This window comes from Acinetobacter legionensis (genome assembly GCF_057165765.1).
The window spans coordinates 2,190,618-2,213,556 of the sequence record NZ_CM169896.1 but is presented as its reverse complement, the minus strand read 5'-3'; the positions used below and the strand labels follow the sequence as shown (position 1 = coordinate 2,213,556).

Sequence of the window (22,939 nt, the reverse complement as noted above, 5' to 3'; positions counted from 1 at the left end):
AAATAGGGATGATCGTACGTGTGCGGCTTAACCGCATGCTAAATCCAATCGTTTATAAAATAGCCTAAGCAAAAATTTTAGAAATTTCTTCTCTTAAATAAATATGCCTAGAATTTTCATTTAGCGCACCGTGCCAATAAATTCCCATATTTAATACAGGTAGATCAATAGGATGCTCAAAAATATTGATACTTTGATCAACTTGTAAATGTGCCAGTATCTGCTTTGGGATGGTTAACATCGCATCAGGGTATTGTGCTAAAACTTGCAGGGCAGTTGAATAATGCTGACAACGCATAAAAATCTGACGACGAAATTGCGCTTGATTTAAATATATGTCCTCTAAAAGCAAACCAGTACGGCGTGAAGAAACACCGATATGAGGTGATGCAAAATACAGTTCAGAATTGATATTTGTATGCTGAGAACAAATCACAAAATGATCTTGAACCAAATTTTGATAATTAATTTTATCACCATAATTTTGTTCTAGATCAATGACAAAATCGACTTGTTGAGCAGCTAAATCAGCAATTACATTCTTGCGGTCAAGCTTGGTACTTAGAAACTGAATGGTTAAATTCAATTTTTGGAAATGGTGAATCAATTTGGGAAAAATAATCGGTTCAATTTCATCATGTATTGCAATGCGTAAGGTTTGTACTGAACTGGGATCAAACTGTTGTTTTTGTTTGGAGATATTTTGAAAAGCAAATAAAGCATTTTGTACAGATGGATAAATCTGTTCAGCAAAAGGTGTCGGCAGCATTTTACTCCCAGCGCGAACAAATAAATCATCTTGCAAATGCTGCCTAAGTCTTTGTAAAGCATGACTCGCAGCAGACTGAGTAATGCATAAAATCTTTGCCGCTTTTGAAATATTTCTTTGCTCATAAATGGTGATAAAAAGTGGGTATAAATTAATATCAATATGATTGAAAATCGACATATCAAGATTGGTTTTATTATGAATCATATTCATAGTGAGGTATTGAATTAAATCATTTGGTTCATAATAGGTTTTCAGCTAAGGTAAAGTAAAGAGACACTATTCAAATATTTATCCATATATTTACAGGAAGATAAGCATGTTTGAACTTTCAGCACGTGCGCAAGAATTTGTAGAACGTACCAAAGCCTTTATTAAAAATGAAATTGAACCTGTAGAAGCTGATTTTTGGAATGAAGTCCATCATCTTAATCAAGGTGGTGATTGGACAAAATGGCAATGGCCAGCACAACTTGAAGTCCTGAAAAATAAAGCAAAAGCTGCTGGACTTTGGAACATGTTTCTACCAGATCCAGTATGGGGTGCAGGTTTATCTGTACAGGAATATGCCCATATTGCAGAACTGTCAGGCCGTAGTTTAATCGCACCCACAGTATTTAATTGTAATGCTCCAGATAGTGGCAATATGGAAGTGCTATGGCGTTATGGTTCAGATCAACAAAAACAACAATGGCTTAAGCCGTTATTAGAAGGAAAAATCCGTTCAGTATTTTGTATGACTGAACCAGCAGTTGCTTCATCGGACGCAACCAATATGCAGGCAACTGCAGTGGTAGATGGTGATGAAATTGTATTGAATGGTCGTAAATGGTGGTCTTCAGGTTTGGGAGATCCAAATGCGAAAATTATTATCTTTATGGCGCATACACCTGATGAAAGCAAAGATCGTCATCATCAACATTCCATGGTTTTAGTGCCTGTGGATATTCAAGGTGTGACCATTGAACGTATGTTACCCGTGTTTGGTGATTATGATGCGCCACATGGGCACGGCGAAATTAGTTTTAATCAAGTTCGTGTACCTGTAAGTAATTTTATTGGTGGTGCTGGACAAGGGTTTGAAATTGCACAAGGGCGTCTAGGTCCGGGTCGTATTCATCATTGTATGCGATGCATTGGTGCTGCTGAAAAAGCATTAGAATTAATGATTGATCGAGGAATGAGTCGAACTGCTTTTGGTAAAGAAGTGCTTAAATTAGGTGGAAATTTAGAACGTGTGGCAGATGCTCGTGTTGCGATTGATCAAGCACGACTGTTAACCCTGTATGCGGCTTATAAAATGGATACTCAAGGGACTATGGCTGCGCTTACCGAGATTTCAGCCATTAAAGTTGTTGCACCTTCAGTTCTTGAAAAAGTAGTTGATATGGCCATTCAAATTCATGGTGGCATGGGCGTATCACGAGATACACCTTTAACAGGATTCTTTGCTCAAGCCCGCAGTTTACGTTTAGCGGATGGCCCAGATGAAGTGCATAAAGGGATGATTGCAAAATTAGAATTAAAAAAACGAGGTTATGGCTCGCGTAAAAAATAACAATTTGCTGATAAAAAATAACTGCTTTATGTTAGAGGTGTTATATATAAAGTAGTGAGCAAATGAAGTTTTTAGTTAAAAGTATCATTCTTTATAGATGTATGGTTTAAAACATAAGATTCAGGGAAATAATATGTCAGTCATTGATATTGGTGGAAGTATACGTGAAGGAGAGGAGCTGGACATTCGTGCTGTCGGAAATTGGCTCATTGAAAATGGATCTGAAATTTCAGGCAATGTAGAAGTAACTCAATATTCTGGCGGAGCTTCAAACTGGACCTATCGTTTAAAATATGACAATGCTGATTTAATTTTACGTCGTCCACCCAAAGGGACAAAGGCGAAATCTGCACATGATATGGCGCGTGAATATCATGTACAAAAATGGCTTGCACCATACTACCCAGTTCTTCCTGAAATGGTCGCGCTGTGTCAGGATGAATCCGTAATCGGTTGTGACTTCTATGTGATGAAACGCATTGAAGGGATTATTCCACGTGCCAAACTGCCCCCTGAACTGAATTTTACTCAACAGCAAGTGCATGAATTGTGTATTAATGTCTTGGACAAGCTGATTGAATTACATCAAGTTCCATATCAAGGCACCGAACTAGAAAAACTTGGAAAAGGTGATGGGTATTGCCGTCGTCAGGTTGAAGGTTGGGATGCACGTTATGAAAAGGCGCACACCATCAATGTGCCGAGTTTTAAATTTGTACGTAAATGGCTTAATGAAAATATTCCTGCTGACTCAAACACGTGTTTGATTCACAATGATTGGCGTTTTGATAATGTCATTCTTGACCCTAAAAACCCAACCCAAGTGATTGGTGTATTGGATTGGGAAATGGCAACCATTGGTGATCCTCTCATGGATTTAGGTTCTGCTTTGGCCTATTGGGTGGAAGATACAGACAATCAAATTTTTAAATCAACCCGTCGCCAGCCTACACATTTAAAAGGGATGCTTACCCGTAAAGAAGTGGTTGAATATTATTTAGAAAAAACCGGATTAAAACCCGATAATTGGGCATTCTACGAAGTATTTGGTATTTTCCGTTTAGCTGTAATCGCACAGCAAATTTATTATCGTTACTATCATAAACAAACAGATAATCCTGCTTTTAAAGATTTTTGGATTGTGATTCATGCCTTACATATTCGTGCCTTAAAGCTCATCGGTTTACAAAAAATTGAAGCCAATGAAGTTGCACGGAAATATCTTGAAAAATTTAAGGAAATTTTAGGAAAATGACCACAATCTACCTCGTTCGTCATGGACAAGCATCATTTGGTGCAGAGAGTTATGACAAGCTTTCACCCAATGGCGAGTTACAAGCCAAACTATTGGGGCAATATCTCGATAAAATTTTGAAAGAAGAGCCTTGTGTGGTTGCAGGTTCAATGTTACGCCATCAGCAAACAGCAAGTTTTGCTTTGGCTGAAAGTTTTTCTGATGCTCAAATTGTGACGGACCATCATTGGAATGAATTTAACCATCAACAAGTTTTTGCTCAATATGATCCGCGTTTTAATCAACCGCATCTACTTAAACAGGATGTTGCCAAAGAAAAAAGTCCACGTGCCTATTTGGCAAAAATTTTTGAAGGGGCAATTGACCGTTGGACTGGTGGTGAATATCACCATGAGTATGACGAATCTTGGCCAGATTTTAAAAACCGTGTAGAAACGGCCTTACAGAATTTATGTGATGAGCTGGTAAAAACCAACCCTCGCTATGCAATTGTATTTACTTCTGGCGGTGTTATTTCAGTTGTTGCAGGAAAACTCTTGGAGTTAAGCGCCAATAAAACCTTTGCATTGAATTGGGCAATTGCCAATACCAGTTTAACCACATTACGACTGGTGGGAAATGAACCGCAATTATTGAGCTTGAATGAACATCATTTTATTAAGGCTGAAGATCCGCAACTATTGACGTGGATTTAAAGTCGCACTTTAAGAAATATAAAAACAGTTTAAGGAATTTGTCATGGTAAAAACAATTTTAATCACAGGCGCAAGTTCTGGAATCGGTGCAGGAATGGCACGAGAATTTGCGCAAAAAGGTTATAACTTAGCCGTCTGTGCGCGTCGTTTAGAGCGTTTAGAAAGCTTAAAACAAGAGTTGGAGTCTAAATATGGTATCAAAGTGATTGCCAAAACTTTAGATGTGACTAACTATGAGCAAGTTTTTCAAGTCTTTCGAGCATTTAAGCAGGACTTTGGTAAGCTTGATCGTATTATCGTCAATGCAGGTGTTGGTGATGGTCGTCGTATTGGCAATGGTAAATTTGAGATTAACCGTGCAACTGTAGAAACCAATTTTATTTCTGCATTGGCACAGTGTGAAGCTGCTGTTGAAATATTCCGTGAGCAAAAGTTTGGTCATCTGGTTGTGATTTCTTCTATGAGTGCACTTCGTGGTATGCCTAAACACTTGACCGCGTATGGCGCAAGTAAAGCGGGTGTAGCTGCTTTAGCGGAGGGGATACGTGCTGAGTTAATTGACACGAAAATTAAAGTTTCTACGATTTTCCCTGGTTATATTCGTACTGAAATTAATGAAGGGGCAAAAAAACTGCCATTTGAGGTCGATGTTGAAACAGGTTCTTATTTATTGGTTAAAGCAATTGAAAAACAACCTGTTAAAGCTTATGTACCACAATGGCCTTGGTTACCGATAGGACTAGCCATGAAAATATTGCCATTAAAAATTGTGAATAAACTCGGTTGAGCTTTATTTAGTTTTAAAAGACCCAGTAAGGGTCTTTTTTATTGCAATGCATAGATAAAGCTTTAAAATCTAACTGGATAAAAAATAATGAGAATTTTAACATGTTTATCGTAGTGGGTTTTTTCCTAACCAGCTTTTTAGTTTTTCTTGCGCGTATCTTGTATCTCTTCTTTTTTGAAAAGCACTGTGAAATTCAACAATGCCTGATGCAAATCGATGATATTCAAAAGTTAATGTATCTTGGTATTATTTTAATCGGGACCTATAATGCCTATTTGATGAGCAAAAGCAGAAAGTATGCGGTTTTAGTTTTTGAATTTATTGGTACATTCATATTTGCTTTTGCCTTAAATTTTGTTGATTTAGCCCAATAGCGACTTGACCATACAATTAAGTAAAATCGACATTGAACTTTATGATTTTAATATTGCGACAAGCTATATTCGACTCTGACTGATTTTGAGATAGCTTTGTTGGATTGGTATTCAAATATGCTTTTAAAAATTTCTACCATTGTTCTCGTTCCCGCATTAATCCTTCAAGGTTATCGCGTCAAGAAAAATACACCCCGATTAGCTGAACCTCAAGGATTGCGAAAAGGTGTTATAGGACAAGGAAAAGCACTATCTATTTTAATTTTGGGTGACTCTGCTGCCGCAGGTGTGGGGGTTGAAGATCAACGTGAAGCCTTATTGGGGTGTTTACTCGATGAATTAACCTCTAATTTTGAAGTCACTTATCAATTAGAAGCAAAAACAGGGGATAGCACCTTAGAAATTTTGCAAAGAACCAAGCAATTAGACAATCAGCAGTTTGATGTTGTGATTACATCGGTTGGAGTAAACGATGTCACAAAACTTATTTCACCACAAAAATGGATTCAGCAACAAAGGGGGCTTTATACAGAAATTGAAGCTAAGTTTTTACCAAAGATGATTTTAGTCACGGGTGTTCCCCCAATGAATCTGTTTCCAGCATTACCAAATCCACTGGGATGGCTGTTTGGACAGTATTCGAGTGCAATGAATCAGAAGTTAGCCCAATTCATCGAAAATAAAATCAATTATCAATTGATTCGTTTTGATTTAGCCCATTTTAAAACTTTAAATTTACAAATGGCACGTGATGGTTTTCATCCGAGTCAGGAAATTTATCAAATTTGGGCAAAACAAATTTCACAGTGTATTTTTAGCAAATTCATGTGATAAAATTAATCAAATTCAAAAAGAACATAAAATATGAATTATTACGCGAAAACTCTCTATTAGGTTTTAACTATCTAATGAGAGAAATATGGATAAGCTTAAACACCTTAAACAACAATATGTAAGCGTTGTTAAAAAAGGTTTAACTGGCGATTATGATGATGAAATTTTTCCAAATCGCCAAGATATTTGGTATCGCCACTACAGTGTTAAACAAGAAAAAAGTAGTTTTTTCTTGCACGAGATTGAGTATAAATCCTATCCTCTTAAACTAAGACGCAGACGTGGTAGGGCATTAATGTGCTCTTGGACGAATGAACATCCACCTTTTTTTTGCTATGGTGGAAAAAACTGGAAACATCATTCAAAAAGAAAACATCAATACTACCGTGAAAAGAACTAAAAATAGGGAGCTTTTAAGCTCCCTATTTTTTATTAGATACCAAACACTTAAACTATTTATATAAAACAAACATTTAATCTAAATTTTTTAAAAAATTGTAAGCGCTAAAACTTGATAAATGACCATCACTATTTTGTATCTTTACACTGAATATTTTCTTTTTCTTTGTAATAGTTTAAAGCAATATCTAAGTCTGAAAGTAATTTAGCTTCAGTATAGTTCTCTGGATTTAATTTAAGTAAATTTGGCATGTAATTCGATTTGTATTCTTTAGGATAATCTTGACATACGATTCTGGTCTTATCATCCAATGTTGTATTTGGATCATCAAGTTGATCAAGATATTTACTAATCATTTCATCTGATTGTTCAAATTGTGCAGTGAGGGTTGGTCGATCTGTTTGCGCAGTTGTATGCTGCTTAGGCTCTTTATTGCAAGCAGACAGGGCAATGATCAAGAATAATGCTGTAAAAAGTTTAATGTTCATAACGAATTGATTTTTAATGTTAAGAAAAAGTTTTCGGTTGTATAAAATCAGTTAATATTTAGATAAATCTTAAAGAACCTTAACTATCAAATATATTACCGAGATATGCAATGATTTTTATTACCATATCTTGAAATTGTTACAAATTCAAGATATTTAATGATTTTATTTGAAATTTCCGATTAAAAACAGCACATCGCCACGTTTTGTATTTTTTATATGGGGTGGAATTGACGCAACGACTTTTATTAGCGCTAAGAATATTGATTAAAGCTCTGTTATATATGAAATTTCTAGTAATTTTTTAAAATCAGTAATCACAGCAGCAATAAAGAATTGACCCTTCATAAAGAGATTTGATGCAAAATAGTTTTGTCGGAATGTTGTTAAAATTTATTTAAAAATAATAGCTTAGTGGTCAAGTTGAAAAAATCAGCTAATGTGTTGTGTTAAATAAATTTTTTGTAAGGTTTATTTCTGATCTCAACCTGAGTATCTTATCCCCAAAATATTAAGAGGGTATTTCATGAAAAAATTATTCATTATTGCTTTAACAACCTTAGCATCAAGTTTCTCCTTTGCAGAGAACTTACAGTGTGAAAAAAGCTATGAAATTTTTAATAAGCAAGGGGACAAGGAAATAGAAATACTAAAAAATGGTTCACTTGATGATGTGATCAGTTATTATGACCAGATTGAATATGATCGAAAACTTAAACCTAAGCATCAAGGACAGACTTTTTCTTCAGGCGAATGGATCAGCGATGCTGAGTACAGAAAAGACATTCAATTACAGCAAGATTTAGCCAAAGATGGATCTTATAAAAATATAGATTCTACATTTTTAAAACCAAAATTAAATTATATTTCAAGTGTAGGCGAAGTTTGTGTTGTGCCTATACAATCACAAGATGAACTATTCAAAAAAAGTATGCAGACTGAAGCTGACATAATTTTTATACGCGATATTCAAACTAATGAATGGAGAAGATTTATCTATTTTGGAATTGAAGATAAAAAAGACTTTAATGAGTTTTTCCCTGATTTTCCTAAAAATGTAAAGCTTGCTCAAATGTTAATAGATAACAAAAATTTTGCAGAGAGCACTTCAGAATTTGGTTTGTTAATGCTTGAAGAGATGGGTGTTGAGATCACAGCTGAGATGAAGGAAATGATGAGAAATCAAACAGAGCCTTTTAGAGTTAAGTTAAGCGCGAATGGCTACTGATTTTTATTGTGTAAGTTGTATTTAAACCACCTGCGGGTGGTTTTATTGAATAAGCACAACAATCGATTAAGTTGGTTAATTAAAAGAAAATGGATAAATTTACGATTTAAAATCTTTAATATAAAATTATAAACAACTACCCATGCTTAGCAAGTAAAAATGTTAAGATAACAGTATAATTCTTAGATTATTTCTTATTTATAAATGACTGATATCGAAATAGAAACCCACCCACTTAAACCATTTCTTCCTTCAAATGCTAAGCTGTTGATGCTTGGTAGCTTTCCACCGCCTCAAAACAGATGGAAGATGGATTTTTATTATCCGAATTATCAAAATGATATGTGGCGGATTTTTGGGCTTATTTTCTTTGAAAATAAAGACCACTTTTTAGATTTACCCAATAAAAATTTTAAAGAACAACGCATTCGCGAATTCTTAATCGAAAAAGGTATCGCAATTTTTGATACGGCGTATCAAGTTATTCGCTTAAAAGGGAATGCCTCAGATAAATTCCTACAGATTAAAACCCCCACAGACCTATCACAGCTTTTAGCGCAAATTCCTGAATGTAACAGCATCATGACCACTGGAGATAAGGCAACAGATACCCTGATGTTATCTATGCCTGAAGAAACTGAAAAGCCACAGATAGGGCAATCCTCACAAGCTATATTTGCTGAACGAGAGATATGTTTATATCGGATGCCTTCTTCATCAAGAGCGTATCCATTAGCACTGGATAAGAAGGCAGAGGCATATAAGAACTTATTTAAAGAAATAGGCTTACTTTAAGTAAGTTTAAAACTCATAATTTGGCATCATGGTTGGGTATTGAACCCATTTAAAACCAGTTACGTTAAAATCTCGAACATGGGTAAAACTAGACCAAATCAAAATTGGCTCCCTTTAGTCCATGAGAGTGGTTTGATACGCTGTTCAATCATTGCTAATTCTTCAGCAGTGGCGATATCTAGTTCACCAATTTCGATAATTAAACGAACAACAGGGAAATCTGAAAATTTACCTAGAATCATAGATTTTAACCAAAAAAACGATTGCTATTCACAGTTTATAATTACGCTTTGCTATGGTTAGAAATGTTTTCTTTAAATGATTCACTATAAGTATCGAAAAATAATTCAGTTTGAATTTTTTCAGAATATGGCTCGTATAGTCGTTATATTGAGTTGCCCCAATTGATCGACAGTTGTAATCGAACCATGCATTGAGGCAGGTTGAACAGTTGAAGTGGTTTTTATTATTTTTTGGTAAAGCTGGTAATCCAGCATGTTTTTTCCTTCTTAAAGCGTCCACATTTTGAATAAAATTAGCAAAATAAACCATATTAGTAACTGACTGTTTTTGTTCAAGCTTAGGCATTTATTCCCTTATATTTAATTAAATCGATATACACATATAGTTAATAAATGCTTAAACCTTATCATTTTCTATGCAAATCGTTTTGCCAACGTAACACAGATCACAACTGCAAAACAAACAACAATCATCGCAAAACTTACGTGTTCACCCAATAGAACCGCTGAAAGCATTAAACCAATAAATGGTTGTACTAATTGAATTTGTCCAACTTTGGCAATTCCGCCCAACGCTAAGCCTTTGTACCAAAAAATAAAACCAATCAACATACTAAACAGTGACACATAGATTAAACCAATGGTTTCTGGCCAATGGATATTTGCAAAGGTTGTAGGTAAGTAATATAGACTTGAGATGAGCATCAAGGGTAATGCAACTACTAAAGCCCAACAAATCACTTGCCATCCACCCAATTCTCTTGAAAGCTTTCCACCTTCGGCATAACCCAGTCCACAAACGACAATTGATGCAAGCATGTAGAGATCACCCACACTAAAACTTAAATTACGGTTTTCATAAAACATGAATCCAACCACAATCGCACTGCCAATTAAAGCAAATAACCAAAATTGTGTAGCAGGTTTTTCCCCCCCGCGTAAAACTGCAAAAATTGCAGTCGATAAAGGCAATAGACCAACAAAGACAATGGCATGTGCAGAAGAAACTGTTTGTAAAGCTAAGGCCGTAAATAATGGAAAACCAATCACCACACCTAAAGCGACAATAACCAATGATTTAAATTGGACAAAAGAGGGTTTTGATTGCTGTAAAATAAACAGGCAGATTAAAGCAATACTTCCTGCAATGGCTGCTCGAGCTGTGGTTAAAAATTCTGGACTAAATCCCATGACAGCTATACGTGTTGCTGGCAAAGAGCCAGCAAAAATTGCTACACCAATAAAACCATTCAGCCAGCCAATATTTGTTTTATCCATCATCAATTACTCAGTAAATTTATGATTATTTAAGCGCTATTTACTGGAAATATATATGTACACTGCAGTACAATTTTAAAGAACTGTTATGCTATTTTTACCAGTACAATTCTATTCAATCTAACAAATTTTCTCGTATTTCTTATTTTTTAAATATATGGTTTATAAATGGCAAAAACTAAAATTGAGCAAACAGTGCTGATGATTAAAAATCAAATTTCCAATAAAAGTTTAATTGCAGGTTCACGCTTACCTTCAGTTCGTCAGTTTGCTATACAAACAAACTGTTCTGTTTCCACGATCGTTGAAGCCTATGCCAGATTAGTTGCGGAAGGTGTTTTAGAATCTCGTCTTGGTTCTGGTTATTATGTGTTAGGTAAAGCAGAACCAATGCAAATGATTGACACTGAAATACAGTATCAACGTGAAATAGATCCATTGTGGATTTCAAGGCAGTCGTTAGAGGCGAAGATTGATGTGCTAAAACCGGGTTGTGGTTGGTTACCCACCACTTGGATGCCTGAACAATCGATCCGTAAAGCGTTAAAACAAGCTGCCAAGTCTGAAATCAGCATGCTCACTGATTATGCAACACCGCATGGACATTTGGAGTTGCGTAAATTTATTGCCAGAAAAAAAGAATTGTATGATTTAAAATTTAAACTGAATCAAATTCTTATTACTGACTCAGCAACGCAATCCATTGATTTAATTTTCAGACATTTACTTAGAGCCGGCGATGTGATTTTGATCGATGATCCGTGCTATTTTAATTTCCGCGCCTTGATTAAGGCACATCATTTAAAAGCCGTTCCAATTCCGTTTACAGAACTGGGACCAGACGTAGAAAAATTTGAACAAGCACTGAATTTAAAGCCAAAAATCTATTTAACCAATTCAGGGATCCATAATCCAACAGGGGCCACGATTTCGCTACAAACGGTTTATCAAATTTCCAAGCTGGTTGAGAAAACTGATTTATTGATTATTGAAGATGAAATTTTTGCTGATTTTGAATATACACCAGCACCACGTTATGCTTCATTAGCAGGTTTTAAGCATGTCATTCAAATTGGCAGTTTTACCAAAACTCTTTCAGCAGCGATTCGTTGCGGTTATATCATTGCAGAATCTGAGCTGATTGATCAATTGATCGATTTAAGAATTGCGACCAACTTTAGCAATAGTCACTTAAATTCAGAAATTATTTATCAGGCTTTAATGGACAGCAGTTATCCTAAACATTTAGATTGGTTAAAGAAACATTTGCTGAAAGTCAGCAATGAAATGATGCAAAAGTTGGGGCAACTCGGTATAAAACCGTGGATTGTTCCAACAGCGGGGATTTTTTTATGGTGCAAATTACCAGATGGTATACAAGCTGCAGAATTATCAAAGTTATGTCTCAAACAGGGCGTAATTCTAGCACCAGGTAATTCATTTAGCCAAGCTGAAAATGCAGGACAGTTTATGCGCTTTAATGTTGCACAATGTGTAGATAAAAAAGTTTTTGATATCTTAGCAATTTCTATTCAGCAGTTAAAAATAAATAACTTACAAAGTTAGCGAAAATCCTTTTCCCTATTGCTTTAAAATATGGGTAAATAGTAAGCAAATTTATATTGATTTCAGTGGAATAATTATAATGAGTGTTCAGGATGTACCGAGTCCAATTGATTTGAAAAACCCGCAAGATGCTTTGCAATGGGCAAATGATGCCAATGAAAAACGACCTTGGCGTTATGATTTTTTTGATTATTATGTGAATTTAATTCAAAAAGCAGCCAGAGAGAAACAGCATCAAACTGATCAAAACGTACAGTTCAATATTTTAGAAATAGGTTCAGGTCCTGGTTTTCTAGCAAAACATTTACTCAGTCATTGCCTTGAGATTAAATATACGGCGCTAGATTTCTCTGATGCAATGAACGAGCTTTCCAAAAGTAAGCTACTTTCTTCTGAGCTAGACCGGGCGCAATATCTGATTGCTGATTTTAAAAATGAAGATTGGCGTGATCAGCTTGGACAGTATGATGCAATCATTATTCATCAAGCTTTACATGAGTTACGCCATAAAAGCTATGCAAATCAATTTCATCAACAAGTGAAAACGCTATTAAAAAGTGATGCGATGTACTTGGTCTGTGACCATGTTTTTGCGTCGGACGCGATGAGCGATAGTGACTTATTTATGTCGAAACATGAACATTTCCAAAGCTTAAAATATGCGGGCTTTACTGACATAGAATTGGTTAAAGAGATCAAAGGCCTCTGTTTATTCGAATGTTATTTATAATAATGATGTTTTTAGCGAATTAGTATGCTATTTGTCATTACACTAAACTTACATCATCCATTCAAGTGGTAAATATGACACACTGTACATAATAAATCGTTGGAATCGCGTAGTTTCAGGATCAACTTTATATTCGATCACATTACCATCAACACGATGATCTAACCAGATTAGCTCACCTTGTGAATTAAGTTTTAACTCATAAGCAACCCTCAATAGGGTTTGATCCAATAGATTTGAAATTTGTTCTTGTAAAGGATCTGACTGAACGATCAGTCCAACTTCAGTATTGATATTGAATGATCTTGGATCTAGGTTAAATGAACCAATAAAGACTCTGTCATCAATATTGATAAATTTTGCATGCAAACTCGATTTATTTTTGCCTTTTTTTGGAATGATATTTCCTGTGAGGACCTCATACCAAGTACGGCGGTTACGTTCTATATAAGGTTTAAATTCATAAAGCTTAGCTCCGCCTTTAAGCAGGTCAACTCGATACTTTTGATAAAACGCATGGACAAGCGCAACATCATTTGCCATAAAAGAGTTGGTTAGAATTCTCACTTTGACATTTTGTTTAGGGAATTGGTTAATAAAATTCGTTCCATTTTTTGTAGGAACGAAATAAGCAGCAATCAAATCCATTTCTTGTTCAGGATCACCCAAATGCTGGTGAATTTGATGTGAAATTAATTCATTGCCGCGCGCTTGTCCTAAACTTTTCTTTGGAGAATCTGCTAAAAAATCGGCATAAGCCCAATTGATTTTATTTTGATTAAGCTCATTGGCAAGTTCTTTCTGCTCAAGATTTACCTTTTCATCTGCTGTATGTTCAGCTTGTTCAAGTCGTTCAAAGCTTTTTCGTAAAGTTAATAAATCTTGTTCAGAACCTTTATGAATAAATTGATCAATGGGATAGGTGAGTTGAAAATTCCAAAAGTCGGTAAAAACTTCATTTGCACGATTAACCGCTTTACCAAAAAATAAAATATCCATATCGGTAAATTGGAAAGATTCACTAGCATCAAAATATTCACTGCTAATATTTCGTCCGCCTGTTACAGCAATTGCGCCATCAGCAATAATTAATTTATTGTGCATTCGATGGTTTATTCTGTTCATTCTAAAAATATAATCCATTACACGAAAGTGCCGAAATTTATAAGGATTGTATAATTTGATCGAAATGTTTGGATGTGTCAGCAATGCACTTAATTGTCGATCTATTTTTGTTCCATTTTGATCATCAATCAATAGTCGGACTTTTACACCGCGATCAGCAGCTTTTAACAACTCGTGTAGCATTAAATTGCCAATAAAATCATCCGCCCAAATATAATATTGTAAATCAAGAGTATATTTGGCTTTTCGAATCAGATGGATACGTGACGCGATACTTTGGAAAGCATCATTCATGGCTAAATATGCAGTTAGCCCTTGAGTAAGCATTTTTTTTGCTTGAGGCTCATTGATCCAATGATCTGCATATACTTTAACTTGTTGTTCTTGTTCTGGTTGATTCATAGGTAAACTGCATCCAGTGATTGAAAAAGCCAAAATAACCAAGGCAAGTGAAGTCTTTGAATGATTCATTCTTTCAATGAGTACTTTAAATTTTACTAAATCATATCATTAAGTTAATGGTTGAATCTGTAAATAGAAAAAGGTTACTGTAGTCCAACTGTTAAAACACAAACCTATTAGGATATTTAGCTATGAAATCACGTGCTGCTGTTGCATTTGGTCCAGGAAAACCTTTAGAAATTGTGGAAATTGATGTTGCTCCTCCACAAAAAGGCGAAGTCCTTGTTAAAATTACCCATACAGGGGTTTGTCATACAGATGCATTTACTTTATCAGGTGATGATCCAGAAAGTGTATTTCCAGCAATTTTAGGCCATGAAGGGGCTGGTATTGTTGTTGAAGTTGGTGAAGGTGTAACTTCAGTGAAACCGGGGGATCATGTGATTCCTCTATATACGGCAGAATGTGGTGAATGCTTATTCTGTAAATCAGGCAAAACTAACCTATGTACAGCCGTTCGTGCTACACAAGGTAAAGGGGTTATGCCTGATGGAACGACACGTTTTTCTTATAATGGTGAACCGATTTATCACTATATGGGTTGTTCAACTTTTAGTGAATATACGGTTGTTGCTGAAGTTTCATTGGCTAAAATTAACCCAGAAGCAAATCCTGAACATGTTTGTTTACTGGGTTGTGGTGTAACGACAGGGATTGGTGCAGTCCATAACACGGCAAAAGTACAAGAAGGCGATTCAGTTGCTGTATTTGGTTTAGGTGGTATTGGTTTGGCTGTTGTACAAGGTGCGCGCCAAGCGAAAGCAGGCCGTATCATTGTTGTTGATACCAATCCGGAAAAATTTAAATTGGCAGAAGAGTTTGGTGCGACTGATTTTGTCAATCCAAAAGACTATGACAAACCTGTTCAAGAAGTGATTGTTGAAATGACAGGCTGGGGTGTAGACCATTCATTTGAATGTATCGGTAATGTCAATGTGATGCGTTCAGCGCTTGAATGTGCTCATCGTGGTTGGGGACAATCAGTCATCATTGGTGTAGCAGGTGCAGGTCAAGAAATTTCAACCCGTCCGTTCCAGCTTGTGACTGGTCGTACATGGAAAGGAACTGCATTTGGTGGGGTAAAAGGCCGTACACAATTGCCGGGTATGGTTGAAGATGCGATGAAAGGTGATATTCAACTTGCACCATTTGTTACCCATACAATGGGCTTAGATAAAATTAATGAAGCATTTGATTTAATGCATGAAGGTAAATCAATCCGTACGGTGATTAATTTTTAAGCTTAAATATTTAGAACTACCAAAAACCAGTGATAAATCATGAATCACTGGTTTTTATTTGCATGATAAATGTATGAGTTTTATATATTAATTTTCTAAGCTTATCTTTTTTTGTTATGTTATGGCTTTAAAGCAAAAAATCAAAATAGGTCGTCTTATGAAAAATGTTGCAATTTTAGGTCTTGGTATCATGGCTTTAACTGTATCAGCATGCTCTTCGCTTCAAACCAATTCAACGGAAGATCAAACAGCGCAAAACACTCAAACCACATGTGTTGCTGAACGTGCGACTCAGTTGATTGGACAAAATGATATGTCTGAAGCGAAAATTAAGCAGCTTACACAAGCATCAATCGTACGTAAAGTTGCGCCAAATCAAGGTGTAACCATGGATTATCGTATTGAACGTGTGACGGTAACAGTAGATCCTGCGACCAAAAAAATTACCCAAGCGGCTTGTGGTTAATGACACAAATTTAAGTATTAAATGATTGAATAAATACTGATTTATTCAATCATTACCATTTAACTCAGTAAATATTTCTCATCTATTCCACTTTGAACAACAAAACAATCATCATGAGAAACCAGAATGACAGCACCTTTAAATTGCTGAATGGCTTGTGCAAGTAATTCTCGTGACTCGATGTCTAAGTGATTTTCAGGTTCATCCAATAGCAATAAATCTATATTTTGATGATTGTGACTTATTCCCAGTAATGCAACTTTGAGTTTTTCACCGCCACTGAGTTGGCCCAATTTTAAGAGTGCTTTTTCACGGCGGATCCGCAGTTGACCTAATAAATTTCGCCATTCAACCTCTGGCAGATCTGGATTAAATTCAGCTAAATTCTCGATCACAGAAAGATCATCATTGAGCAAACTAAAATTTTGATCCAAATATAAGCTTTGTCCTATAAAGAAAATTTCAGTACATTGTGATTGATCAATTATTTTTAATAGGGTGGATTTACCCACGCCATTCGCACCTTTAAGCTGGATTTTTTCACCGGCTTGGAGTGACAAATTTATTTTCTGTGTTGTAGCATAAGGCAATTGTAAATCGTGAATTCTTAATATTTCACCTTGCTTAAATGATTGAAATTGAAAGTGAAATCGTTGTGGTTTAATTTTTTCTAAAGCTGTTTGTTTCTCCTGTAAATTGCTTTGTGTTTCATCAGCTTGGCGAATTTGCTGTGCACGTAATTTCCCAAAACTTTGCCCAGCTTGCTCTTTTTTAAAATCCAGAAGAATCTTGGCTTGAGAGTTCGAGTCACGCAATTGAGCACCTTTACGTTGACGTTTTTGTGCTTTCATTAAACTCTCGTTCTGTTGTTGCTTTAACTGTTTAAATTCACGTTTTTCTTGTTGAATAGACTGAGTTAATGCATGGACTTGTTGTTGGTGCTGTTTAAAATAATCTGCATAATTGCCCTTAACATGCTGTAAACCATTTGCGGTTAAAGCATAAATATGCTGAACTTGATTTAGCAATTGAAGATCATGACTAATAATACAAACCCCCGCTTTATGTGACTGAATCGATTCAATTAGCCATTTTCTTGCCATGGCATCTAAATGATTACTTGGCTCATCTAAAAGTAGATAATGATCTTGTTTTAGAAATAAGCGACACAAAGCCAGCTTAGTTTTTTGACCTTCACTTAAGGATTTAACAGGAAAATTTAAATCAAGCGGCAGTTGTGCATTGCTTAAAATTTGTTGCCATTTTTGTGGTAAATCCCAACAGTTTTCAACCAAATCATAATCTTCAAAACTGGCACTACTATTTTCAATACGCTCAAAAGCATTGTGTAGATGAGTAATATCTAAAGCTTCAGCTATGGTTTTGGCATTTAATCGTTGTAATTGTGCTAAATAATCATGTTGGATATGCCACGCAATTTGACCTGAATAGGCTAAATCTGAATGCTGTTGTAAGTGTAATAATTTAAAAAGTAATGATTTTCCCAAACCATTACGGCCAATCACAGCAGAAGTTTGCCCTGGAAAAAGCACAAAATTCAGTTGAGTAAACATTGTTTGAGTGGGAAATGCCAAACTCAAATTTGAAATGATACATGCTTGTTGCATTAAATGATCCTCATATAGAGGATGCACAAAATAGTATGTAATAAAAGCTTTAAATAACAGTAGATTATTTAATTTATCGTAAAGAAAGTATCAGAACCAAAAGATAAGTGTAGCCTTGAGTAGAATCTATTTTGCACATCAAAAATTAAATAAATAATGATGAGAAAATGACTTACTTCATTGGCGTTGCTCTTTTAAGAAAGGGGATAAGAATACTTATTGTATAAAAATAAATCTGTATGTCAATGTTAAGCTTTTAAAATGCTCATTTAAAAAAGAATTATCTCAAAAACTTAACTCCCTTATGAAAGGGAGCTAAGTGGCAGTGGATTGAACCAATCAACGCTTATCAATTTATTTAAGCAGTTGCTTTAATCACTTCTACAACAGATGTTGCCACATAATCAATATTTTTTAAATTTAAGCCCGCTGCACACATACGGCCGCTACGTAGCAAATAAATGGCATATTGATCTTTCAATATATCCACTTGTTCAGCAGTTAAACCAGTATAGCTAAACATGCCTTGTTGTTCTGTAAGGTAATCAAAATTACGACCAGGTAAAGCAGCAGTTAATTTTGCCTTTAATAGTTCGCGCATTTGGATGATACGCTCACGCATTTCTTTAAGTTCTGCATGCCATTTTTCAGTTAATGTTGCATCATTCAATACATTATCAACCACTAAGGCACCCGTTGTAGGTGGGCTTGAGTAGATACGGCGTACAGTTGCTTTAAGCTGACCTAAAACTTTTTGTGCAGTTGCTTGGTCATCACAAATAAAGCTTAAACCACCAACACGCTCACCATATAGTGAGAAAATTTTAGAGAAAGAATTGCTAACAATGAAATTCAATCCCGACTTATCTAAAGTACGAATTGCATAAGCATCTTCTTCTAAGCCTTGACCAAAACCTTGGTAAGCAATATCGAGGAATGGAATTAAATCACGTGCTTTCAGTACTTCAATCACACGATCCCATTCAGCAGGTGTTAAATCTGCGCCTGTTGGGTTATGGCAACAAGGGTGAAGGAGAACAATGCCTTTTGCAGGGATTTGCTGTAAATCCTCTAACATGCCTTCAATATTGACACCATTGGTTGCTGCATCAAAATAGCGGTAGAAATGTGAATTGATTCCCGCACCATTAAAAATCGCAATATGGTTTTCCCACGTCGGTTGGCTCACCCAAACATCAGATTCAGGAAAGTATTTTTTTAGAAAATCTGCACCAACTTTAAGTGCACCAGAACCACCTAGGGTCTGAATGGTCACTGCACGGCCATCTTTACGTGCTTGGCTATCTGCACCTAAAACCAATTTCTGGGTTGCTTCGTTATATGACTTTGAACCATCCATCGGTAAATAAAGCTTTACCTTGTCATTGCTTGGTTCAATATTTTTCAAAGCCGCTTTTACAGCGTCTAACTGAGGAACAATTGTGTCCTCATTATAATAAAGACCAATACTTAAATTTACTTTGTGTGTCCGTTCATCCTTACCAAAGGCTTCCATTAGAGAAAGAATTGGATCACCTGCATAAGGATCTACATGTTGAAACATGGTCTAAAGTCCTAAATCAATCGAAAAAATCAAGTCTGATAATATAGGTAATTCAAACCCCGACTCAACAGTAGATTGAGGTTTATTTTTTATTATTTATTCAACTTTAAATTAAGGCCACCGCACATTTGTCTATATTTATAGCCAAATGTGTATTCACTACAAAATAGAGGATAAATAAGATAAAACTTAAACAATGTATCAAGTGCGGTATTGGAAGAGAGATAGTTAAGATATTGATTGTTTTTAAGTCGCAGTATTGTTAATGAATGATAAAACTATTGTTCTACATTTCGCTTCTTGTCATCATAGCGCAAACGCAATATTTAAATTCTGGATGGTTTTTAATGTTACTGAATTATCAATACGATCAAGCTCAAGATAGCCATGGAACTCAAAAAGCCACACTGGTATTGATTCACGGGTTATTTGGAAGTTTAAGTAATTTGGGCATTATTGCACGTGAATTTCAAGGCAAATTCAACTTATTGCAAATTGATATTCGAAATCATGGTCATTCTGCACATTCAGATGAAATGAATTATCAATTGATGGCTCAGGATGTTTTGCAAACACTTGATCATTTAAATATTGAAAAATTTATCGCGATTGGACATTCTATGGGTGGAAAAATTGCAATGAAACTTGCAGATTTAGCGCAAGATCGTATGCAAAAAATGATTGTCTTGGATATGACACCTTTTGCATATCAAGAAAATCACCATGATCAAATTTTTAAAGCCTTATTTGCGGTTGAAAATGCACAAATTGAATCTCGTAAAGAAGCAACAGAGATTATGCGTCAGTATTTAAAAGAAGAAATGGTGATTCAATTTTTATTAAAATCATTCAGTAAGGGAAAATGGCTGTTTAATGTCCAAGCTTTATTTAATCATTATGCCGATATTTTAAGTTGGGAAAATCAGCAGGTGAATCCTATTCCAGCATTGTTTATTAAAGGTGGAAACTCACCCTATATCTCAAAAGTTGAACATTTTTCTGCAATCGAAACCCAGTTTAGTCATAGCCAAGTTAAAGTCATTGAACAAGTCGGGCATTGGTTACATGCTGAAAAACCGGCTGTAGTCAATCAAATGATCTCTGGGTTTATAAAATGAGGTTTTAGGCTCTGAATAAATTAAAACAGCATATTTAAAGGTAATATGCTGTTTATAAATGATTATTTTATGAACACTATCAGTTCTTTAGTCCTGTAGGGTCAAGAAAGTGTCTTGGTTTTGAATTTTCCATTGAGTACAAGATATGAAATTAGACCTAAAACCAAACCCCAAAATGCACCCCCAACACCAAACAAAGTGATGTTGGCTGTCGTTGAGAGAAAGGTAATAAGTGAGGCTTCTCGGCAAACGATATCACTCATCGCATTTGCAAGACTTCCAGCAATTGTACCTAATAATGCAAGTCCTGCTAAAGTACTTATAAAAGCGACTGGAAACGCTGCAAAGACAGCTGCTAACGTTACACCAAAAATTCCAACAAAAATATAAAACACACCTGCGGCAATCCCTGAAATCCAGCGTTTTGAAGGATCTTCGTGGGATTCCTTTCCAGTGCAAATTGCAGCAGTGATTGCAGCAAGATTAAACGCATGTGAACCAAATGGAGCCATGAGGAACGAACCTAAGCCTGTCACGATAAGAATCGGTTTAGCATTGGTGTGAAAACCATCATTTTTAAGAACCAGTAAACCTGGCATATATTGTCCTGTTAAGGTAATTAAAAATAAAGGTAAGGCAACACTCAGTATCGAGTTTATAGAAAAAGTTGGTGTGGAAAAAATAGGCGAGGCTAATTTTAGTTCAAATCCAGAGAAATCAATCCGTGATTGTAAAAGTAAGAAAATAAAGCCAAAAATCAAGACACTAATAATGGAAAATCTTGCAGAAAAACGCTTGGTGATGAGGTAAATCAAAAATAATGAAATCGCCAAAAAAGGATCAATTGTCATATTGGTAAAGGCTGCAATCCCAAATTGCAATAAAATACCTGCCAAGAGACCAGATGCAATACCCGCTGGAATTAGACGAATCAATTTTTCAAAATAGCCCGTAATTCCCAAGATCACAAATCCCAGTGCAGAAAGTAAATATGCACCAATTGCTTCGGAATATGGCACAGTTACAAGCGTCGTAATTAAAAATGCAGCGGCAGGCGTAGACCATGCAGTGATAATGGGTTCGCGGGTATACCAACTTAATAATATTCCTGTGATACCAACCCCAATAGAAATAGACCATACCCATGAGGCAGTGAGTTCAGGGCTAAGACCAGCCATCTGCGCAGCTTGGAAGATTAAAATAAAGGTACCACCATAATTAACGATGACCGAAATTAAACCTGCCATAATGGGGGGAAGAAAATCATTAGAATGATGCTGAAAAGACATAAACTCTACCCCTAAGATTTTAAAAAGAAGTAGTAGAGTGTATTTTTAATGTGGTATTGCTATAAGATACACTTTAAATATTTTTTAAGGTACCAGTTTGCTAATATGACTTTATCTTCTGCCTTTTTACTTAACTCTGGTAAAGGTGAAGGCGTTAAGAATGTTTTTATTATGTTTTATCTACTATGATTTGATTTTAAGAAGTAATTTTTGCTGGAACAAAATTGTTATTAAATTGAGTAAGCCTACTTTGTGCTTGATGGTTTGATTGTTAGTATAAAACATAAGAAAGTTACCTTTGTTTGATTAAGATTCGACACCTTTATCAAAATGGGTAACTTTCTCTTTTTCAATATCAATGTCTGATCAGAACTGAACGAATACATTTAATGTGCATGTGAATGAAGTCCTGCAGGTACGACAGATCCAAATGGTCTTGTTTTACAATCTTTATCATTCGGATCACAAATACGGACATTTTGCATCATGCCTTGATCTTCATGATCTAAGATATGACAGTGTAATACAAAGTCTCCTGTGAATTTTTCATACTTGGTTCTGACCACAATCTCATAACCCGTTGGAACAAAAAGAGTATCCTTCCATACGCCATTTAAACCATTAAATAAAGGATTAGTATTTTTCTCTAAAGTTATATCTCCACCTATACGATTGTTTGAACCATCAACCTTATATACGGATTGAATTTGAAAAGGATTCACATGAATATGGAAAGGATGTCTCGCAAGAGTAGATGTTAAGGTCCATTCATCAATCCCATTTAAAGTTAAATAGCGGTTTAAATTATTGCCATAAGGAAGTGCTAAATCAGCGTTAAATTTTTCATTACTTATACCAAAGACTTTACTAATATTAAAATTAAGCTGTTGTTGACCTATTTTGATGTCGCTATTACTACTTTCAATTTTTTGTAAAAAATCTAATGGGGTAAAAGCCATGATTAAATTATTATCCAAATCAGATTTAATTTGTTTTTGTGTAATACCATCAAGCTGTTGACCATTACTTTTTTTATCTGTAGAGGAT

General features: G+C 35.4%; 24 protein-coding genes. 14 read left to right on the top strand and 10 right to left on the bottom strand.

Annotated features, from left to right (window positions below):
• Positions 1 to 64 precede the first annotated feature (64 nt).
• Entirely contained in the window at positions 65 to 982 is a 918-nt protein-coding gene (locus AC2G3J_RS10125) for a LysR family transcriptional regulator (RefSeq protein WP_105712666.1), read from the bottom strand.
• 106 nt (positions 983 to 1,088) lie between these two features.
• Here AC2G3J_RS10125 and AC2G3J_RS10120 point away from each other — a divergent pair, with 106 nt between their 5' ends.
• From AC2G3J_RS10120 to AC2G3J_RS10090, 7 genes are all read left to right on the top strand, one after another.
• Positions 1,089 to 2,327, top strand: a complete 1,239-nt coding sequence (locus AC2G3J_RS10120) for an acyl-CoA dehydrogenase family protein (protein WP_483769934.1) — start codon at positions 1,089 to 1,091, stop codon at positions 2,325 to 2,327.
• 133 nt (positions 2,328 to 2,460) lie between these two features.
• Positions 2,461 to 3,582, top strand: coding sequence for a phosphotransferase family protein (locus AC2G3J_RS10115; protein ID WP_483769933.1), 1,122 nt, complete (start codon positions 2,461 to 2,463; stop codon positions 3,580 to 3,582).
• Entirely contained in the window at positions 3,579 to 4,277 is a 699-nt protein-coding gene (locus tag AC2G3J_RS10110) for a histidine phosphatase family protein (protein WP_483769932.1), read from the top strand. Before AC2G3J_RS10115 ends, AC2G3J_RS10110 begins: the two co-directional genes overlap by 4 nt.
• Positions 4,278 to 4,320: 43 nt before the next feature.
• A complete protein-coding gene (locus tag AC2G3J_RS10105) occupies positions 4,321 to 5,064 on the top strand; it encodes an SDR family oxidoreductase (protein ID WP_483769931.1) in 744 nt (247 codons plus the stop codon).
• A gap of 101 nt (positions 5,065 to 5,165) precedes the next feature.
• Complete coding sequence (locus tag AC2G3J_RS10100; RefSeq protein ID WP_336951264.1) at positions 5,166 to 5,438, top strand: hypothetical protein; 273 nt, start codon at positions 5,166 to 5,168, stop codon at positions 5,436 to 5,438.
• Positions 5,439 to 5,555: 117 nt separating this feature from the next.
• Positions 5,556 to 6,269 (top strand): SGNH/GDSL hydrolase family protein, encoded by a 714-nt coding sequence (locus tag AC2G3J_RS10095; protein WP_096734084.1) that lies wholly within the window; start codon positions 5,556 to 5,558, stop codon positions 6,267 to 6,269.
• A gap of 88 nt (positions 6,270 to 6,357) precedes the next feature.
• Positions 6,358 to 6,672 (top strand): hypothetical protein, encoded by a 315-nt coding sequence (locus tag AC2G3J_RS10090; protein WP_419820444.1) that lies wholly within the window; start codon positions 6,358 to 6,360, stop codon positions 6,670 to 6,672.
• 128 nt (positions 6,673 to 6,800) lie between these two features.
• Here AC2G3J_RS10090 and AC2G3J_RS10085 read toward each other — a convergent pair whose 3' ends face one another.
• Positions 6,801 to 7,160, bottom strand: coding sequence for a hypothetical protein (locus tag AC2G3J_RS10085; protein ID WP_483769930.1), 360 nt, complete (start codon positions 7,158 to 7,160; stop codon positions 6,801 to 6,803).
• Between the two features lie 526 nt (positions 7,161 to 7,686).
• Here AC2G3J_RS10085 and AC2G3J_RS10080 point away from each other — a divergent pair.
• Complete coding sequence (locus AC2G3J_RS10080) at positions 7,687 to 8,388, top strand: hypothetical protein (protein WP_419328880.1); 702 nt, start codon at positions 7,687 to 7,689, stop codon at positions 8,386 to 8,388.
• A 204-nt stretch (positions 8,389 to 8,592) separates the two neighbouring features.
• The gene (locus tag AC2G3J_RS10075; RefSeq protein WP_483769929.1) at positions 8,593 to 9,183 is read left to right on the top strand and encodes a uracil-DNA glycosylase family protein; all 591 of its coding nucleotides are present in this window, start codon (positions 8,593 to 8,595) and stop codon (positions 9,181 to 9,183) included.
• Positions 9,184 to 9,281: 98 nt separating this feature from the next.
• Here AC2G3J_RS10075 and AC2G3J_RS10070 read toward each other — a convergent pair whose 3' ends face one another.
• The 3 genes from AC2G3J_RS10070 to AC2G3J_RS10060 form a co-directional block, all read right to left on the bottom strand.
• A complete protein-coding gene (locus tag AC2G3J_RS10070; protein WP_483769928.1) occupies positions 9,282 to 9,425 on the bottom strand; it encodes a hypothetical protein in 144 nt (47 codons plus the stop codon).
• 120 nt (positions 9,426 to 9,545) lie between these two features.
• Positions 9,546 to 9,680, bottom strand: coding sequence for a hypothetical protein (locus AC2G3J_RS10065; protein ID WP_419328882.1), 135 nt, complete (start codon positions 9,678 to 9,680; stop codon positions 9,546 to 9,548).
• Positions 9,681 to 9,839: 159 nt separating this feature from the next.
• Complete coding sequence (locus AC2G3J_RS10060; protein WP_419328920.1) at positions 9,840 to 10,703, bottom strand: DMT family transporter; 864 nt, start codon at positions 10,701 to 10,703, stop codon at positions 9,840 to 9,842.
• 168 nt (positions 10,704 to 10,871) lie between these two features.
• Here AC2G3J_RS10060 and AC2G3J_RS10055 point away from each other — a divergent pair, with 168 nt between their 5' ends.
• Together AC2G3J_RS10055 and AC2G3J_RS10050 are read left to right on the top strand one after the other, a co-directional pair.
• Positions 10,872 to 12,269 (top strand): aminotransferase-like domain-containing protein, encoded by a 1,398-nt coding sequence (locus AC2G3J_RS10055; RefSeq protein WP_483769927.1) that lies wholly within the window; start codon positions 10,872 to 10,874, stop codon positions 12,267 to 12,269.
• A gap of 79 nt (positions 12,270 to 12,348) precedes the next feature.
• Positions 12,349 to 12,999, top strand: a complete 651-nt coding sequence (locus tag AC2G3J_RS10050) for a class I SAM-dependent methyltransferase (protein ID WP_419328884.1) — start codon at positions 12,349 to 12,351, stop codon at positions 12,997 to 12,999.
• A gap of 48 nt (positions 13,000 to 13,047) precedes the next feature.
• Here AC2G3J_RS10050 and AC2G3J_RS10045 read toward each other — a convergent pair whose 3' ends face one another.
• Positions 13,048 to 14,526, bottom strand: a complete 1,479-nt coding sequence (locus AC2G3J_RS10045; protein WP_419820441.1) for a phospholipase D family protein — start codon at positions 14,524 to 14,526, stop codon at positions 13,048 to 13,050.
• Positions 14,527 to 14,717: 191 nt separating this feature from the next.
• Between AC2G3J_RS10045 and AC2G3J_RS10040 the strand changes: the two genes are divergently transcribed.
• Together AC2G3J_RS10040 and AC2G3J_RS10035 are read left to right on the top strand one after the other, a co-directional pair.
• On the top strand, positions 14,718 to 15,827 hold the full coding sequence (locus tag AC2G3J_RS10040; RefSeq protein WP_483769926.1) for an S-(hydroxymethyl)glutathione dehydrogenase/class III alcohol dehydrogenase: 1,110 nt from the start codon (positions 14,718 to 14,720) through the stop codon (positions 15,825 to 15,827).
• A 157-nt stretch (positions 15,828 to 15,984) separates the two neighbouring features.
• Positions 15,985 to 16,293, top strand: coding sequence for an I78 family peptidase inhibitor (locus tag AC2G3J_RS10035; protein WP_336951249.1), 309 nt, complete (start codon positions 15,985 to 15,987; stop codon positions 16,291 to 16,293).
• A gap of 59 nt (positions 16,294 to 16,352) precedes the next feature.
• Here the strand turns inward: AC2G3J_RS10035 and AC2G3J_RS10030 are convergent, their stop codons facing one another.
• Entirely contained in the window at positions 16,353 to 17,921 is a 1,569-nt protein-coding gene (locus AC2G3J_RS10030) for an ATP-binding cassette domain-containing protein (RefSeq protein WP_419820440.1), read from the bottom strand.
• A gap of 358 nt (positions 17,922 to 18,279) precedes the next feature.
• Positions 18,280 to 19,485: an amino acid aminotransferase gene (locus AC2G3J_RS10025; RefSeq protein WP_336951245.1), complete on the bottom strand. Its 1,206-nt coding sequence runs from the start codon at positions 19,483 to 19,485 to the stop codon at positions 18,280 to 18,282.
• Between the two features lie 347 nt (positions 19,486 to 19,832).
• Between AC2G3J_RS10025 and AC2G3J_RS10020 the strand changes: the two genes are divergently transcribed.
• The gene (locus tag AC2G3J_RS10020) at positions 19,833 to 20,603 is read left to right on the top strand and encodes an alpha/beta fold hydrolase (RefSeq protein ID WP_483771052.1); all 771 of its coding nucleotides are present in this window, start codon (positions 19,833 to 19,835) and stop codon (positions 20,601 to 20,603) included.
• Between the two features lie 101 nt (positions 20,604 to 20,704).
• Here AC2G3J_RS10020 and AC2G3J_RS10015 read toward each other — a convergent pair whose 3' ends face one another.
• Positions 20,705 to 21,892, bottom strand: coding sequence for a benzoate/H(+) symporter BenE family transporter (locus AC2G3J_RS10015; protein WP_483771051.1), 1,188 nt, complete (start codon positions 21,890 to 21,892; stop codon positions 20,705 to 20,707).
• A gap of 386 nt (positions 21,893 to 22,278) precedes the next feature.
• Complete coding sequence (locus tag AC2G3J_RS10010; RefSeq protein ID WP_483771050.1) at positions 22,279 to 22,851, bottom strand: multicopper oxidase domain-containing protein; 573 nt, start codon at positions 22,849 to 22,851, stop codon at positions 22,279 to 22,281.
• Between the last annotated feature and the right edge of the window lie 88 nt (positions 22,852 to 22,939).